General features: G+C 42.0%; 16 protein-coding genes. 14 read left to right on the forward strand and 2 right to left on the reverse strand.

What is annotated here, in order from left to right:
* Positions 1-13 precede the first annotated feature (13 nt).
* The 4 genes from fliD to SALPA_RS16470 all read left to right on the forward strand — a co-directional run bounded on the left by fliD (position 14) and on the right by SALPA_RS16470 (position 3228).
* Complete coding sequence (gene fliD, locus SALPA_RS16455) at positions 14-2029, forward strand: flagellar filament capping protein FliD (protein ID WP_145096329.1); 2016 nt, start codon at positions 14-16, stop codon at positions 2027-2029.
* Positions 2030-2052: 23 nt separating this feature from the next.
* Positions 2053-2472 (forward strand): hypothetical protein, encoded by a 420-nt coding sequence (locus SALPA_RS16460; protein WP_145096332.1) that lies wholly within the window; start codon positions 2053-2055, stop codon positions 2470-2472.
* 70 nt (positions 2473-2542) lie between these two features.
* Positions 2543-2971 (forward strand): flagellar export chaperone FliS, encoded by a 429-nt coding sequence (gene fliS, locus SALPA_RS16465; protein ID WP_145096334.1) that lies wholly within the window; start codon positions 2543-2545, stop codon positions 2969-2971.
* A 50-nt stretch (positions 2972-3021) separates the two neighbouring features.
* On the forward strand, positions 3022-3228 hold the full coding sequence (locus tag SALPA_RS16470) for a carbon storage regulator (protein ID WP_145096336.1): 207 nt from the start codon (positions 3022-3024) through the stop codon (positions 3226-3228).
* A 162-nt stretch (positions 3229-3390) separates the two neighbouring features.
* On the opposite strand, the gene SALPA_RS16475 is transcribed toward SALPA_RS16470, so the two are convergent.
* Both SALPA_RS16475 and SALPA_RS16480 read right to left on the reverse strand, forming a co-directional pair.
* Positions 3391-4020, reverse strand: a complete 630-nt coding sequence (locus tag SALPA_RS16475; RefSeq protein WP_145096340.1) for a hypothetical protein — start codon at positions 4018-4020, stop codon at positions 3391-3393.
* A 59-nt stretch (positions 4021-4079) separates the two neighbouring features.
* On the reverse strand, positions 4080-4511 hold the full coding sequence (locus SALPA_RS16480) for a MarR family winged helix-turn-helix transcriptional regulator (RefSeq protein ID WP_255451236.1): 432 nt from the start codon (positions 4509-4511) through the stop codon (positions 4080-4082).
* A 414-nt stretch (positions 4512-4925) separates the two neighbouring features.
* Here SALPA_RS16480 and SALPA_RS16485 point away from each other — a divergent pair, with 414 nt between their 5' ends.
* The 10 genes from SALPA_RS16485 (at position 4926) to rfbC (ending at position 17943) form a co-directional block, all read left to right on the forward strand.
* On the forward strand, positions 4926-6632 hold the full coding sequence (locus tag SALPA_RS16485) for a flagellin (RefSeq protein WP_145096343.1): 1707 nt from the start codon (positions 4926-4928) through the stop codon (positions 6630-6632).
* Between the two features lie 162 nt (positions 6633-6794).
* Positions 6795-8723, forward strand: a complete 1929-nt coding sequence (locus SALPA_RS16490) for a glycosyltransferase (RefSeq protein ID WP_145096346.1) — start codon at positions 6795-6797, stop codon at positions 8721-8723.
* 153 nt (positions 8724-8876) lie between these two features.
* A complete protein-coding gene (locus SALPA_RS16495; RefSeq protein ID WP_145096349.1) occupies positions 8877-10805 on the forward strand; it encodes a glycosyltransferase in 1929 nt (642 codons plus the stop codon).
* Positions 10806-10817: 12 nt separating this feature from the next.
* Positions 10818-11825: a radical SAM/SPASM domain-containing protein gene (locus tag SALPA_RS16500; protein ID WP_145096352.1), complete on the forward strand. Its 1008-nt coding sequence runs from the start codon at positions 10818-10820 to the stop codon at positions 11823-11825.
* 30 nt (positions 11826-11855) lie between these two features.
* Positions 11856-12875, forward strand: coding sequence for a radical SAM/SPASM domain-containing protein (locus SALPA_RS16505; RefSeq protein WP_255451237.1), 1020 nt, complete (start codon positions 11856-11858; stop codon positions 12873-12875).
* 80 nt (positions 12876-12955) lie between these two features.
* The gene (rfbF, locus tag SALPA_RS16510; RefSeq protein ID WP_145096355.1) at positions 12956-13732 is read left to right on the forward strand and encodes a glucose-1-phosphate cytidylyltransferase; all 777 of its coding nucleotides are present in this window, start codon (positions 12956-12958) and stop codon (positions 13730-13732) included.
* Positions 13733-14815: a CDP-glucose 4,6-dehydratase gene (gene rfbG / locus SALPA_RS16515; RefSeq protein WP_186451096.1), complete on the forward strand. Its 1083-nt coding sequence runs from the start codon at positions 13733-13735 to the stop codon at positions 14813-14815.
* A gap of 6 nt (positions 14816-14821) precedes the next feature.
* Complete coding sequence (locus tag SALPA_RS16520) at positions 14822-15709, forward strand: NAD(P)-dependent oxidoreductase (protein WP_145096358.1); 888 nt, start codon at positions 14822-14824, stop codon at positions 15707-15709.
* Positions 15710-15846: 137 nt separating this feature from the next.
* On the forward strand, positions 15847-17364 hold the full coding sequence (locus tag SALPA_RS16525; protein ID WP_255451424.1) for a glycosyltransferase: 1518 nt from the start codon (positions 15847-15849) through the stop codon (positions 17362-17364).
* 3 nt (positions 17365-17367) lie between these two features.
* Positions 17368-17943 (forward strand): dTDP-4-dehydrorhamnose 3,5-epimerase, encoded by a 576-nt coding sequence (rfbC, locus tag SALPA_RS16530; protein ID WP_145096364.1) that lies wholly within the window; start codon positions 17368-17370, stop codon positions 17941-17943.
* The last annotated feature ends 95 nt before the right edge of the window (positions 17944-18038 follow it).

An 18038-nucleotide genomic window follows, 5' to 3' on the forward strand; every position in this document is an offset into this window, starting at 1 on the left:
GGAGGTAGCGTACATGTCCTCAAGCAGCAGCATAACCACAAGTACGGTTAATGGAGTAACCCGGATTACCGGTTTGGCTTCCGGTATTGATGTAGATGGCATTGTTGAAAGCCTGGTAGCAGCGGAAAAGGAAAAAAAGTTAAATAAATTGCAACAAAAGCTACAAACAGCAGAATGGAAGCAGGAAGCATATCAAAGCGTTATTACTGATCTGACAGATTTTGCAGATACTTATCTTAGTACGACTGGGTCCAGCAGTATCATGAAAGCCAGTAATTATTTACAGTATGATGCCACAAGCAGTGATGATGCCGTTACGGTGTCGGCAGCTACTACTGCATCAGCGGGCAGCCATACTGTCTCTGTCAGCCAACTGGCTACAGAGGCTACCTGCTCCAGCAGCGCCAGTATTTCCAAAGAGGTGCAGGGTTCAGCGGCAGCCGATTATTCCAGCCTGACCGACGAAAGCTTTGTCATTACCCTTGATGGGACGGATTATACGGTCGACCTGGACAGTGTAACTGACCTTGATTCCTTGCAAGATGCTATTGATGACGCAGTTGGTTCAACAACTAAAGTTACAGTTAGTACCAATTCTAGCGGATATTTGGAGATAACCGCTCAGGACGATTCAGGTGTACAAGCCATCTCTATTAGTGCTGTTGATGATGATGATGGCTTGAGTGAGCTCTTCGGGACTGATCCCATCCTTTCCAACCGCTTAAGTACTTCCTCTAAATTATCGGTAATTTCCGATCAGTTGAATACAGCATTGACATTTGATTCTGACGGGGAGTGTCAAATTACGATCAACGGCACTACCCTAACTTTAGACGAAGACGATACGCTGGCAGAAGTGATTTCGGCAGTCGCCGCTGCTGATGTAGGCGCTACGCTAGCTTATAATTCACTGACCGGTGAACTGACATTAACGGCTGACGATACCGGTGCCGGCAATACGTTGACTGTGGCTGACTGCACATCCACGGACTCCACTACAGGCACCGACTTCACAAGCAACTTTGTTAGCACATTGTTGACTGTTCAAACAGACGGTACAGATGCCATAATTACCATTGACGGTGTGAAGATGACTCGTAGCACCAACTCTGTTACCGTTGACGGCGTGACCTATACTGCAAATGCATTGACGACGACATCAACGACTGATAGTAGCACCGGCATCACAACTACCACCGATGACCCGCTCACAGTAACGGTAACGCAAGATTCGGATGGTGTTTATGATTTAATCTCAAATTTTGTGGATGCATATAACGAACTGATAGAGACTATCAATGCTTTGATAGATGAAGATGCTGATTCAGACTACCCACCACTTACCGATGATGAAAAAGAAGAAATGACTGATGATGAGATTACCGCCTGGGAAGCAAAGGCCAAAGTGGGGTTACTGGAAAGTGACTCAACCTTGAAAGATCTTTTGAGCGATTTGCGGACCGCGCTGTACGATTCTGTTTCCGGTGCATCGACTACGCTTGCCGACCTCGGAATAACCACCTCCAGCGATTATTCCGATCAAGGTACGCTCGAGATTGATGAAGACACTCTGACCGCGGCTATCACCAGTGATCCGGAAGCCATTATGAATCTGTTTACCCAGAAGGCTACCTCCAAGGCTACCACCTCATCCGTTTCCGGCAAGTCACTGGGAAATAACTCGATTTTGTATTCGATAAACTCGACTGACCTGGAAACCAGGTACGAGGAAGAAGGCATTGCCTATCGTTTTTTCGACATTCTGGAGCAGAATATTTCGACAAAAACCTTTAGTTCCGGCAACGAAGGAGCGCTTTTAGAAATCGCCGGTATTGATGGTGACACCAGCGAAACGGATAACACGCTAACCACTCTGATTGAAAAGTACGAAGATGAAATTTCGGATGAGGAAGACCGGATCGATGATTATGAGGATACGATGTACGACAAATATACAACCTTAGAAACATATATAAGTACCATGAATTCACAGCTTAGTGCCTTGTCATCACTTACCAGCAGCTCATAGAACTTTCTTAGGAGGTGGGTAGTATGGGGCAAGGAGAAGACGCACGTAGCTGCTTGCAGCGCAAGCTGGAAATTCTTGAAGAAATTGCTGCTAAAACCGAAACCCTATGCCGTTTTATTCCTGACCGCAAGATGACAGGCATCGGGCGGGTGCTGAGAGAACGAAATGTCCTAATTGATGCACTGGCGGCTGTTAATGCAGAGTTAACAGGCACCCTCGCATGGAAAAGTGTGCCAGACATAGAACCGTTGCGGCAGGAAGCTGCCGGTAAGCAGCGGCAAATACTGGAGCGCAGCCGTCAAGTGTTGCAGCAGGCTATCGAAGAAAAAGCCTGTATTGCTGCTGAATTAAAAAAAAGCAGGGTTCATCGCCAGGTAAGAAATCAGTATGTGACTCCTTATAAGAGTATGTTGCCAGGTTGCCGCTTTAATAAAAAGGGCTAACTAATTGTAACGTAATACCTCAGATTGTGGTACATGAATCGAAACTATCAGAAAGACAGGGGGGCTGGTTATGAATGCAGCAACTATGGCTAATGCTTATAAAAGGCAACAAATCTTGACAGCATCACCAGCAGAGTTGACGCTAATGCTTTATAACGGAGCTATCCGTTTTGTTACAGAAAGCATACAGGCTATTGAAAAAAAAGATATAAACAAGGCACACACATCCAATATGCGAGCGCAAAAGATTGTTCGTGAACTGATGCTGGCAACTGACATGAAGCAGGAAATATCTCAGAAATGGATATTAATCGACGAATATATATTACATTGTTTAGTTCAGGGCAATATAAAAAAGGATAAGCTTAAACTCGAAGAAGCTAAAAAATTCCTGCTGGATTTTCGCGACGCATGGGTTCAAGCGATGAAACAGGTGTGCATGGACCAGGGGAAGAATAATGCTGCAAACAAAGCCGTAGAAAGAAAGATTGAGGCATAAGGTTATTAGGGGATTGACTCATCATGGATTTTATTGTGAGGTGACGCATTATGCTGGTAGTAGGACGAAAACCTGGCGAATATGTTATGATCGGCAAAGATATTATGGTTAAAGTCATCAAAAGTGATGACGGCCACTTAAGACTGGGAATTGATGCGCCAAAATCTACAAATATTATCCGTGGGGAGATATTTGAAGATCAATTAAATAATAGACAAAGTAATCAACCTGTAGATATTTCGCAGCGAGTTTTGTAAAAATAAGCATGCGGGATATTCCTTTATGGCAAGCATTCAGTGGTAATGGAAGTTATAAACACGAAAACCCGCTAATTACCTGACTTTGTTAGGTAATTAGCGGGTTCTGCTGTTTTAGTGGTTTTTCCTGACAATGGAGGTTTTTTCTTCACCGTTATAAAGCTATTGTGCAGTATCGATTGCTGTGCTAGTAGAGCTAGCAGCTTCGGTTTCTTGTTTTTCTTGTGCTTTTTCTTGTTCACGTTTGGTGATTTCTGCGGAGTATTCACTCTGCGTGATTTCACCGTTACTCAACATTTCTTTTAACTGAGATGTGCTGTATTGTGAGAGATCATCACTAGACGTAGAATCATCATCGCTGCTATCACTGCTCGCGGTTACACTATTTGCGTCACCGCTGGGAGCAGCGGTACTGGGTGTTTCAGCAACCTCACCAAGAGAAGAAGTTACGATAGCTGCATCAGTATTAGATGAAGCTGTTGAAGAATGGAGTGAATTCAAAAGAGCACCTTCCTGGCTGATTTCAACCGAGTAGGCTGCCGAAATACCAGTTTGTTGTGCAGTAGCTACATTTTGCTGAGATTCAAGGGAAGCCTGAATAATTTTTGTTTGAGTAGATGAATTTTGCAAGGAGCTCGTTCCTGTTGCAGCTTGACTTATTTGGGCAGTATCTTTGTCGGCATTCGTAGCGAGGGTGGTTGCATCCGTTGCTGCCGGCTGTGATGTTGCAGCTGATACACTTTGCGCTCCGTACTGAGTTGATGAAAGCCAGTCGTTGTTTTGAATACGCATGTTAGATTCCTCCATATATTTTTTGTTTATTATTAATTGGATAGCATCATTGCAATTAATTAAGGTAGTTTACCTGCGATTTTTTGTAATTCACTGATAGCATTAATTAAACGCTGAACTTCCTGGTCATCCAAATGCTCAATTTTTTCCGCTAACATTGCAAATATTTTTTCTTTGAAGATCTCAATAGTGCTTAACCCGGACGTGGTTATATTTATCTTGATGATTCTCCTATCGGTATTATCATATTTTCTTTGGACAAAACCCTGTGAAACCAGCTTATCAATAATAGGTGTCATCTGTTGTTTCAATATGAGTATTTCGCTAGAAAGTTCGGTCATGGTGGCTTTTTTTTCTTTCAAAATTGATAGTACATTAGCTTGTATTGGACTAAGAACTGGTTTAAATTGATGTTCGAAAGGTTTTACAAACTTTTTATCGAGAAGAGGAATTAAATCGAATATCATTTCAGTAGCTTTTACCCTATTCAAAAAGAAACCTCCCAAAAATTTCATTGACACTATACCGCGATATGATTAATACACTTATATAGTAAACTATCATTTACTATATAAGTGTATTAATCATAAATAAGTATTAACTATAAATATAACTTATTATAGCATGCTTGCTATTAAATTCCAAGATAGTAAAAGAAAGTATCAAGCCAATCTGTCAAGCCAAATAAATAGAGTATTTAATGAAGAAATCGACAATAAATAAACACTTAATAAATTATTAAATAATTATCAAATATTCATTTCCGAAATTCATAGTAGATGAATAGGAAGGAGGAATTTTCCGAAAGACTTTCCATTAGAGAGTCGTTCATTTTAAGCAAAGAGTAACAAAATGGTGCACGGAAGCTAAATTTTAAAAACAGGAAAATCAAGGAGGAATTTATTATGGCAATGGTAATCAGTACCAACATGTCCGCATTAAACACCACAAACCAATTAAACAAAAACTCTAACCTCATGAATTCAGCTCTGGAGAAACTGTCATCCGGTTATTCTATCAACAGCGCTGCCGATAATGCCGCCGGTCTGGCGATTTCCGAAAAAATGCGCGCACAGATCCAGGGTTTGGATCAAGCGAGCAGCAACTCCCAGGACGCCATTTCACTGGCTCAGACTGCTGACGGAGCTCTTGACGAAACTAATGAAATTTTAAAACGTATGCGCGAACTGGCTGTCCAGGCTTCTTCCGATACCTTGACAGACGATGACCGGGAAGCCATCCAGGACGAAGTTGACACACTGCGTCAGGAAATTGACCGTATTTCTGATGACACCGAATATAACACCATTAAGCTTCTTAACGGTAATAGCGGTTCAGGGACGTCTATATCCGGCACAAATGCAGCTGCTATTGTGTCTTCTGAAACAACGGCCGGCAATAATACCGCTTCCGGAACTTATGATGTAGTTTACCACTCAGTTGCTACTCAGGCAACGACTGGTTCAAGCGCCGGAAGTAGCGCACTTGGCACTACCGCCGCTTCCGCTAATGCAGCCAGCCTTAGTTCTTATGCCGGCGACATTTCTATTAATGGGACAACCATTACTATTGAAGCAGGCGATACTGTTGAAGGTCTTATTGAGAAAATCAATGATGAGACAGATACCACCGGTGTTACAGCAACATTGGTTAGCGGGTCAAGCGGTTATTATGTTCAGTTAACAGATAGCACCTATGGCAGTAAATCGGCAATCACGCTGGAAGCCGATAATGATGCCTTGTCTGATATATTTGCGGCAACGACCAGCGGTACTGCAACCAGTGTTACTGAATACGGTACCAATGCGACCGGTACTATTAATGGGGCTGCTGCCGTAGGCGATGGCAATACTCTGACTGCATTTGGTTTGACTGTTACCGGTAACGATACTGAATTAGCTAATTTAGCTACTTCTACTACTTACACTACCGCTAAAGAAGCTCTTGACGACTCTTTAGATACTTTGGTCAGCGCTATGGCTGTATCTACAGATCTTGATGATGTGGCAGCAGCCACTGCCTATACTGATGCGCTTTCCAATGGCAATGCTACTACGATTAACAATGCGCTGCAATCTTTGCTTGATCAAGCCCAAGTTTCCACAACTTTAGGCACTGAGTTCTCCGATTATGAATCTGCCTTGACGGATCTGAATGCTATAACTGTGGCAGATGCGACGGTTACTGTTGATTCTTCCAGCAACCTGACCTTCCAGGTTGGCGCAAACTCTGACCAAACCATGACGCTGTCCATCAGCGATATGGACGCTAACGCTCTGGGCGTAGCAGGAAGCACTTCCGATGCGGGTATTGACCTCAGCTCTGCTGAAGTAGCTACTGACGCTATCACCACTATTGATGCCGCCATCAGCAAAGTGGCTGCTGAACGTTCCAACCTTGGCGCTGTTCAGAACAGCTTGGAAAGTAACATCAATAACCTGGATACTGAAAGCGAAAACTTAACTTCCGCTGAATCCAATATCCGCGACACTGATATGGCTTCCGTAATGGCTGAATACACTAAACTGAGTGTTATTACTCAGGCTGCTACTGCAATGCTGTCTAAAGCTAATTCTCAGCCGCAACAAGTATTGACTCTGTTACAAGGTTAATATAGATAGTAAACAGTAAAAATATAAAGCACAAAGGCTCTGGTAAACAGAGCTTTTGTGCTTTTTGAATACTGCAGACTATATCTATTAATTAATAAAATTCCAAGAATTAATCCGATATTACTATAGAACGCCGGATTTTGCATTGTAGGGGAGAATAGTGTGGCTAAAATTTCCGCATGTGTAATAACAAAAAATGAGGAAGAATGCATTGGACGTTGTCTGCAAAGCGTAAAGGATAGTGCTAATGAAATCATCGTTGTTGATACGGGTTCCACTGATGCTACGGTACCTATCGCCCAACAATTCGGTGCAAGGATTTATCCATATCAATGGCGGGATGATTTTTCGGCAGCCCGCAATTATGCGCTGGATCAGGCAAAAGGTGACTGGATTATTTTTTTGGATGCTGATGAGTATATTGCCGCCGAAACCATTAAAAATGTCCGCAAGATTATTGACAAAGTGCATGGCAACCGCAAGATCGAAGCTATACGCTGCCAGTTGAATAACCTGGAGGGAGTTGGCGGGACGCTGCGAAGCTCCAATCCGTGCATCCGGGTATTCCGTCATTCGCCGGTTATTCGTTATAAAGGCCGTGTTCATGAAACTGTTTTTAAACACGAACAACCTGTTAAACCGGGAAATGTTTCAAGCCAGATGCTTCTTATTTATCATACAGGTTATACCAAAGAAAAAATGTTGGAGAAAGTACGGCGTAATACAGCCATAGTAGAAGAAGAAGTGAAAAACGGTATTATCCGTGATATGACGTATTGCTATTTGAGTGATGGCTGCTGGCGTGAGGGAAAATACGAAAAAGCAATTGAATATGCCCAAAAAGCAATCAAGCAGCTGGAAAACCTATATAGCGAAATTGATTATAAACCTTATGTTTTCCTCATAAACAGCATGACATGTATAAAAACATATAGTGAAGAAGTCGTAACTCAAAGCTGCCAGGAGGCGATAGAGAAATTTCCTCACCATCCGGAGATTTGGATGTTTACAGGGCTTTATTACCGGAGTATCGGACGATGCGAAAAAGCATTGGCAGTTTTATTGAAGGCGGTTGAAACAAACGCCTGTTACAATGATTTTAACCGCAACAATGATTTTTATGCACTAAGCGCAGAGGTGTATCTGAATATTGCGCAAATCTATGAAATGAAAAACCAGTCATCTCAGGCGCTTGAGTATTACGTGAACGTATTGCAACGCGACAAATATAATCAGGTAGCTTTTGACGGACTTCTTGCATTAATACGGCAGCAAGAACCGGCTGCTGTCATCTACTTTTTAAATACAATATATACGGTGATTAGTGAGCAGGATATCCGGTTTTTAGTAGAGCATTTGACGCGGTTAAAGGTGAAGAAAGTACTTGACTACTATCATAAAAACTTAATGGATAAATTTGGGGATAAAAAACTTAATGGCTTGGTGTTGTTCACAAGTTGCAAGTTTGATGAAGTTTTTCCGTTCTTTGCCGATGTATTTCGCAAACACGGAGAATATGATATGGAGTTATTGGCTGTGGTCGCACTGCTTGTTAATGAAAGTCCTGATGCCGCAGATTTGTTAGGAACGCAATTGCAACCGGCCTTCAGAAGAATCATTAATGCTTATTTTAAAACAGAAACTGAGGTTCAGTTAACTGATGAAGATTTTCCGGTTTTTTGTGATGTGGTGGCTGAAGTGATTTATTTGGGGAGTCGGGAGCAAGTCGAAAAACTGCTAGACTTAGGGAAACAAGCTTTTTCTGACGAAACTGCCAGACAAATCGGGCCGTTTCTTATTCAGCAACGGTTTTTCGGATATGGGGCTGACATGACTTTGTATTATATAAAGCGGGCAAAGCCGGAGACAGAACAGCTAAGTCTGTTATATTGTGATGTTGGCTATTGTTATTATAGATTGAAAAATTTTGCAGGAGCAGCTGCGTATTTTTCAAAAGCTTTGGAATCAGGTTATCAACGAAAATATATTGTTGATTTTCTGGAATGGTCACAGCAGCAATGCAGTGATACAAGTCTTAAAGACCAGTTTAATAATTTGAAAACACGATATGCTAAGCAGCTTCAAGCATAATAAAAATGGCAGGAAAGGCTTGTCTTGAAGTATTCCTCAAGCCTTAATAAAAACTTAATAAAATTCCAAGAACATTATCGATATAATTACTAGATAGCGAAAATTGTAAAATTGGGGAAAGTACTTGGCTTTTTCTATTTGGGAGCGAAAAAAGTGGCGAAAATTTCTGTATGTGTAATAACAAAGGATGAGGAAAAAAATATCAGGCGTTGTTTGCAGAGCGTAAAGAATATTGCGAATGAAATAATTGTTGTCGATACAGGTTCCACCGATGCTACGGTAACCATTGCAGAAGAATTTGGCGCCAAAATTTTTTACTATCAATGGAATAATGATTTTGCAGCAGCTCGAAATTATGCATTAGCCCAGGCTGGCGGCGCTTGGATTATTTTTTTGGATGCGGATGAATATATTGCAGCAGAAACCATTAATAATGTTCGCCCCTTTATTGATAAAATTCATGGCAATCGAAAGATTGAAGCAATAAGCTGTCTAATGCGTAATCTGGAAGGCGTAGATGGGCCCCTGCGAAGCTCAAACCCATCGATCCGGATATTTCGAAATTCTCCGCTTATTCGTTACCAGGGGCGTATTCATGAAGCGGTGTATAAGAGTGGAAAACCCCTTAAACTGATTGGTGTTACTGATCAATCGATTGTAGTCTATCATACTGGTTATACAAGAAAAAACATTTTTGAAAAATTGCGGCGTAATACAGAACTGTTGGAAGAAGAAGTGAAAAGCGGCGTTATTCGCGATATGACATACTGTTATCTTAGCGATAGTTACTGGCGATATAAAGAATACGAAAAAGCCATAGATTATGCGCAAAAAGCAATCAAACAGATGGCCAAGCTCAAAAGCGAACTGGATTATAAACCTTATGTATACCTTGTAAGCAGCATGACTCGCATGAAAACATATAGTGAAGATGTTGTGCTCGCCACTTGTAAGGAAGCTCTGGCGAGGTTTCCACATCATCCTGAAATATGGCTGTATCAGGGAATTTATTATTGGAATATTGGATGTTGCGAGCAAGCGTTGGCATCATTGCTGAAAGCGATTGAAGCCAACGCTAACTATAAGGATTTTCACCGCAATAATGATTTTTATGGATTAAGTCAGGACGCATACTCGACTATTGCGCAAATTTATGAAATGAAGAACCAGCCAGCGAAGGCACTTGATTATTATATCAAAGTATTGCAATGGGATAAATTAAATCAGACAGCCTTTAAGGGCCTTGTTTCTTTAATCAGAAACCAAGATCCTGCGGACGTTATCTATTTTTTGAATAGAATATATAATACTGCCGCTGAAAAAGAGATTCGGTTTCTAATTGAAAACTTATCAAAATTAAAGGTGAAAAAAGTTCTTGATTACTATCATCAGATTTTACTGACTAAATTTGATGATAAAAATATTAACGGGGTAGTATTGTTAACAAACTGCAGTTTTGAAAAAGCATTTCCGGTACTTGCGAATTCTTTTCGGGTACAAGGCAGTTATGAAATGGAATTGTTAGCAGTGGCTGCATTAATTAGTAATGGGAATCCTGCTTTGGCAGATTTATTGGGGCCTAGGTTGCGACCTGCATTTAGAAAGATTATTACTGCGTATTTCCAAATAGATAAAGATGTTCAACTAATGGATGAAGATTGTGCGGTTTTTTGTGATTTGCTCAGAGAAATCATGTATTTGGGCAGCCAGAAACAAGTAGAAACATTTTTAGAGTTAGGGAAAAAGTTCTTTTTAAATAAAGTCTTTAGCCAAATTAGCACGTTGCTTTTACAGGAGCGTTTTTTTGGTTATACACTAGACATGGTTTTATACTACATTAACAATGCAAATTTGGAAACATCGCAGTTGAGCTTGCTCTACTGTGATGCCGGTTATTGTTGTTATAGATTAAAAGATTTTTCCGAAGCAGCAAAATATTTCGAACGGGCATTGGAGCTAGGGGATAGACGACATTACATCTTTGATTTTCTGGAATGGTCATTTCAGCAATGTCCTGATGAAAAAATAAAAAGAAAACTTCGAATGATGAAAGAGGGACTTACAACCTGCTCTAATAAATAAGGGAGTGATTTGATGGTTTCTGAAATAAAACCGCTATATGGACTTGAACGGGTAAAACTTTCCAATGCGGTGCCGCTTCCGGCTCCGTTTACCTTATTTGTTTTTCCCACAACGTATTGTAATTTTAAATGTCAATATTGTGGACATTCACTTGGTTACGATCAGATGAAAGAAAAATATAATTTTGAGCCGGAAAATATGTCTAGGCAGACTTATAGTCGTATTATTGAACAATCGAAAGAATTTTCCACTAAATACAAAATGCTGTCTTTAACCGGTCACGGTGAACCGCTTCTCAATAAAGAGCTGCCATTTATGATTGAGCTTGCTAAAAAAGCAAATGTGACAGAAAGAATTGAAATCATATCGAATGCTTCTTTGTTAAGTCGCGAACGGTCACAAGCATTAATTGAAGTCGGGCTTGATACATTAAGAATATCCCTCCAAGGCCTTTCAAGTCGCAAATACGAGCAAGTTTGTGGCTTTAAGCTTGATTTTGATGAATTTATAGATAATATTCGTTACTTCTATCACAACAAAAAGCAATGCAAAGTATTTGTAAAAATTATGGATATTGCTTTAGAACAGGGAGAAGAAGAACGCTTTTATCATCTTTTTTCAGATATAAGTGACCGGATGTATATTGAACAGTGCCGGCCTGTTTATGATGGGGTCGATTATTCACAAAGCACGGCACAGGTGGTTGACCGTTATGGCCGTACTCACGCTAAACGGATGGTTTGTCCGTTGCCTTTTTATATGTTAGGTATCTTTCCTAACGGCGATGTAGAGCCGTGTGATACCATTTATAAGCCTGTGGTTGTCGGTAATGTCCACCAGGAAAGCCTGTATAATATCTGGAATGGCGCTAAGCTGCGACAGTTTCAGAGGCTGCAACTGGAAAAACAACGTGAGAATAATCCTAAATGCAGGGTATGCTGTGCTCCTGATGATGTAGCACAGCCGGAGGATGCTCTGGATGATACTGCTGATACTATTGTAAAAAGGTTCAAATTCTAATACTTCGCACCTTCGACAGGAGGGATAGGATTGTCAGATAAAGTGATTACCAGGATTACCCCCAGTGGTAAACGAACAGTTTTAGGGACTGTGCTTCCGCTCGATACTCCCTTTTTGGTGCAGATGTTTCCTGTTTATGCCTGTAATTTTCAATGCGGTTACTGTTTGCATTCCTTGCCGCGTGAGCAGCATGGCTACATAGCGGACAAGCCTTTTATGGATATGGACCTATATAGGCAATGTATTGATGAGATGCAGCATTTTAAAAACAGATTAAAAATGCTGCGGTTTGCCGGTATTGGTGAACCTCTTTTACATAAACATATTGCTGACATGGTCGCTTTCGCAAAGACAAAGAATGTTGCGGAAAGTGTAGAGATTGTTACAAACGGAGCTCTGCTTACCGATAAGTTGTCCCTGGAACTTATTCAGGCAGGGTTGGATAAATTGAGAATCTCAGTACAGGGAATTTCGGCAGAAAAATACAAGGTAGTTTCCCATGTAACTATAGATATGGATGAATTCATAAATAAATTGCGGTTTTTTTATCAAAACCGCGGTAATACAAAAATCTATATTAAAATCATTGACTGTGCACTTTCGGACAAGAACGAAGAACTCCAATTTTTCAAAATGTTTGAAGCTGTGTGTGACTCTATTGCTATTGAACATTTGACACCTACGGTAAAAGGCATTGACTATACTAATCTATCAGGCGGCAAAGCGTTAGCGGTCACGCAAAGCGGTAATCCTCTGATTGAAACCTCCATATGTCCGCAACCTTTTTATATGATGCAGATTAATCCAGATGGCGCGGTTGTTCCCTGCTGTTCTATGGCGTATCCTGTTGTTTTTCGAGAGCGGAATATGATGATACCGGAAATTTGGAACAGTGAATCATTTTTGGAATTTCGCAGACAATTGCTTAATGGAACGGAAAGTGTAGGTGGTGTCTGTGCTTCGTGCTCTTTATATAAATACGGTTTATTTCCTGAAGATAGGCTTGAACCATATGTAGAGCAATTAAAAAAATCAATATCTAAAAAATAAACTGGTACTGATGTAGATATGAAATTATTTCTATTTGATGAGCTTTTGAAAAATTTAATTTGTAAGGGAGGAGAGTAATTGTGAAGGTGGTTATTCTCGCCGGAGGATATGGGACCCGTATTAGTGAGGAATCACATCTGAAGCCCAAACCGATGATTGAAATCGGTGAACGTCCTATATTATGGCATATCATGAAACTGTATTCCCACTACCACTTTAATGATTTCATTATTTGTTTAGGCTATAAAGGGCATATGATTAAAGAGTATTTTGCCAATTATTTTTTGTATGGTTCGGATGTTACTTTTGATTTAGCCAGCAATAGCACATGTACTCACTCCAGCGCGGAGGTGGAGCCCTGGAAAGTTACGCTTGCCAACACCGGATTGGATACCCAGACTGGCGGTCGGATAAAACGGATAAAAAAATATATTGGCGACGAGACTTTTCTGCTTACTTATGGTGACGGGGTTGCTAATATCAATATAGAAGAACTTGTTGCCTTTCATAAATCCCACGGAAAGCTTGCCACGGTAACCGCCGTCCAGCCCAGCGGCAGATACGGAGTTTTAGGGCTTAACGAGGATGCTAGCGTTCTGGAGTTTATTGAGAAGCCCAAGACGTTAGATGCATGGGTGAATGGTGGCTTTTTTGTCTTAGAGCCAGGGATTTTCGAGTATATTGAAGGCGATCAGACTCCCTTTGAAGGCCATCCTCTCACAGAACTGGCAGAGGCAGGGCAAATTATGGCCTATAATCATAATGGATTTTGGAGGTGCATGGATACGCAAAGAGATAAGCTTATCTTGGAAAATTTATGGGCGAGCGGCCAGGCTCCCTGGAAGGTATGGATTTAGTTGAGTTTTGAACTGTTTAAAAGAGCCTATTGCGGGCAAACGGTATTAGTTACAGGCTGCAGTGGATTCAAAGGCTCTTGGCTATCTGTATGGCTGCATACACTAGGGGCCAGGGTCGTCGGGTATGCGCTGCAACCGCCGACAGAGCCATCTATGTTTCGCGCTTGCAGCCTGGACAACCATATAATTAGTATGGAAGCCGATATTTGCGATGATGTTGCCTTGACGGAAGTATTCAAAACCTATAAGCCGGATATCGTTTTTCACCTAGCTGCTCAACCGCTGGTGCGTTACTCGTATCTGCAGCCTAAGGAGACTTTCGAGACAAACGTAATGGGCACTGTTAATGTATTAGAAGCAGCTAGGAATACTGGGACGGTTAAGTCTATCGTTGTTATTACAACTGACAAATGCTATGAAAACCGGGAATGGGTTTACGGTTATCGTGAAACAGACCCTATCGGTGGCTATGATCCCTATAGTGCCAGTAAAGGCTGCGCTGAACTCGTCGTGTCAGCATTTCGCAACAGTTTTCTTATGAGTCGCGGAATAGGCTTGGCTTCCGCCAGGGCCGGAAATGTAATTGGCGGCGGTGACTGGGCAGTTGATAGATTGTTGCCTGATTTTGTCCGGGCAGTCGTAGACAACAAGCCTATTCGGATAAGAAATCCATTGGCTACCCGCCCTTGGCAGCATGTGCTGGAACCATTGTCCGGTTATCTATTGTTGGGAGCGTTATTGCTGGCTGAGCCAAAAAAGTACAGCAGCGCCTGGAATTTTGGCCCCAGAGATACCGATGTTTTGCCTGTAGAGGAGATTCTCAGGCTGGCAATTGCGGAATGGGGAGCAGGAAGAGTAGAAAAAGAAGCTGGTAAGCAGCCGCACGAAGCTACTTTGCTGAAACTTGATATTAGCAAGGCCGAGGTCTATTTACGCTGGCATCCGGTTTTTTCATGCCGTGAGGCAATAAAGAGAACTGTTGAATGGTACAAAAAATATTATGAAGAATTTTCTAGCGATATGTTTTTATTTACTGTTGAACAGATTCGAGAATACGAGCATGTACTGCAATTGCGGAGTTGAAATGATATGAATAGGGTGCTTGTAACCGGGGCTACCGGTTATATTGGCTCAAATTTGGTAAAACGATTTATAAAAAATGATGTTGAAGTCCACATTATTACCCGTGTCACTTCCCTGGTAGAGCAATCTGATATTAGCGGTCTTCCTGTTGTAATTCATCAGCATGATGGTACAACGGCAGGAATGATAGGAATTTTTCAATTAGCACGGCCTGAGGCGGTATTTCATTTAGCGGCTAAATTTGTGGCCGAGCATGAGAGCAGGGATGTAGAGGAATTAGTGGACAGCAACCTGATGTTTGGCCTGCAGCTTTTGGAAGCCATGGCGGCAACGCGGGTTCGACATTTAATAAATGCAGGGACTGCTTGGCAGCATTATGAGCAGGAGGCATATAACCCGGTTAATCTGTATGCGGCAACCAAGCAGGCTTTCGAAACATTGGCCGCGTATTATGTCCGGGCCGGTTTGCTAAAAATGATTACGTTAAAGCTGCTGGATACCTACGGCCCCAATGATCCAAGGCCTAAATTATTTACTTTATTTAAGCGTGTAAGCTCCAGTAGGGAATGGCTGAAGATGTCTTACGGCGAACAGCGGTTGGGGTTGGTCTACATTGATGATGTGGTGAATGCTTTTTTGATGGCGGGACAATATATTGAAACTCTGCCGGATTTTGAAATGCCGTCATATAGTATTGCTCCTGAACAATTGCATTCTTTACGTGAAATCGCGGCCATATATGAGGCGGCTAGCGGTAACCGGCTGAATATCGGATGGGGGGAACGGCCATACCGGATCAGGGAAGTCATGCAGCCGTATGTTGGTGCAAGACTTCCCAGCTGGGAGGCAAAAGTTGCTTTGGCAGATGGGATAAAGAGATGCTTGGAAGTCTGAGGAATGCGCTTTCCTAACTTCTTCAGGATAAAGGAGAGCACCGTGAAAGATTGTAATGGGAGTGATTATGGCGAAATCATGGTCGGATTTGTACGACGTATCGGATGAGACGGTATTTAGGAGGAATTATCATAGTGATGAACGACTACTATATTGAACCAATTGTCATTGATTCGGATACACTTATCCCGCGTTCACCGTCGGCCAATATGTGGGAAAATCGTAAAAATGCATATTTTATGTATGACACGCCGGATGTTCCGACATGCTCCATTGTTGTGACGGGGTATAACCGTCTGGACAAGACTAAATATTGCGTCGACTGTATTTTGCAATATACGCAAGACGTAGATTACGAACTCATTCTCGTCGATAATGGCAGCAATGATGGGACTTTAGAGTTTTTCCAGTCGGTACAATATAAAAACAAGAAAATTATTCGTGTGACACAGAACCGCGGAACATTTTTGCCTTTTAGATATTATGCCAATATTTTCAAAGGCAGATATCTTGTTAATATATCCAATGATGTTTATGTAACACGGAATTGGTTAAGCAATCTGCTTAAGTGCTACCGATCCGACCCGAAAATCGGTTTTATCGAGCCGGTTTCTTCAAATATATCAAATCTGCAGGAAGTAGATCTTGGTTTTTCTAATTTTGATGATATGCAGAAAATGGCCGCTGAGTTCAATAAAAGCGCCCCAGCAAAATGGGAGGAGCGTATGCGGCTTATAAGTACAATTAACTTTTTTTCACGAGATGTTTTAGATAATGTAGGTATAAACGATGCCGCCTACCTCCATGATTTCGCGGAGGATGACCTGTGCGTCCGCATACGGCGTATGGGTTACAAACTTGTTCTTTGCCGCGATACATGGATCTGCCATGATCATGATTTCCGAAATATGGAGGATAAAGACCCCGGTGCGTTTCAGGCAAGCCTGGAAAGAGGACGCGCCGTTTACCGCGAAAAATATCACGGTATCGATCCGTGGGACGATATAAACAACTTCGAGATGGCGCTTCTCGCTCCACTTGATTCTGCTAGGCTTCCCAAATCGATAAAAGCGCTGACAGTTGATATACGTTGCGGAACCCCTGCCTTGGAGATCCGTAATCGTCTGAAACGACGCGGGATTACGGACGTTACGTCACATGCATTCACAACGGATGCGAAGTATTTTCTCGATTTACAGACGGTATGTGCAGGAGTCAAGTGTGATAGAATTGACTTCATACGGCAGCATTATGCCAACGATACATTTGACATTGTCGTAATCGGCGAACCAATCAATACCTATCCCATGCCAATTAGACTTTTGCAAAATCTGTACGGCTTTCTCAAATCCGGTGGCATGCTGTTGTTCAAAGTCCGCAACACGGATAATTATCGTGCCTTTTTGCGCTCTATCGGGATGGGTGTGCCATCTGACCCCGATTTGCCTTCGAGCACGCCGTTAAACGAAGTACTAGAGTGCCTGAAACTTTTTGGCGCGAATGACTGTGCTACTTCCGCTGAACTTGATGACTTATCGGAAGCCGATCAAAAATTCTTGTTCGATAAGCTAAAAGCAGCGAATCCGAACGCCAATCAGAAAACACTGAATCGACTATGCATCAAGAATTATTGCGTTAGGGCAATCAGGAGGTAGCGTGTGAATATTACATTGACAAAAATATCAGGTGTATATATTGTAAAACGCGAGCCGTTTTCCGATGAGCGAGGGACATTTTCACGCATGTTTTGCCGCCGCGAACTGGAGGCAGCAGGACTATGCGGCGAAATCGCGCAAATGAACCTATCAACCAATAGAAAAAAAGGTACACTCCGAGGATTGCACTCTCAATTCGGCAATGCGGCGGAAGATAAACTTGTAATGTGTGTTCAAGGTGCGATATTCGATGTGTGTGTGGATGTTCGAAAAGACTCACCGACATATTTGCAGTGGGTCGGTGAAACCCTTTCAGCGGAGAATGGGTTTGGTCTCTATGTTCCGAAAGGTTGTGCTCATGGGTATCTGACGCTGACGGATGATACGCAAGTGTTATACCTTGTAACGCAATATTACACGCCGAATACGGAAGTGGGATACAGATTCGACGACCCTGTTTTTGGAATAAAATGGCCAGTTGTGGCGCCATATATAATGAGTGAAAAAGATAAGAATTGGGAGTATTATGGGTTCAGGCCGGTCGATGTCACTCAAAAATTGGCTCGAACAGACGCATGAAACATTGCAATTAGATACACCTATAAAAATTGGTGCGAAACCCGACGACGGACTGCTGTTCGAACGTGAATGGTTGATGCTGCGCCGTTCACGAG

Origin of the sequence: Sporomusa sp. KB1 (assembly GCF_007830295.1) — a bacterium.
In the GTDB taxonomy this organism is placed as follows: domain Bacteria; phylum Bacillota; class Negativicutes; order Sporomusales; family Sporomusaceae; genus Sporomusa.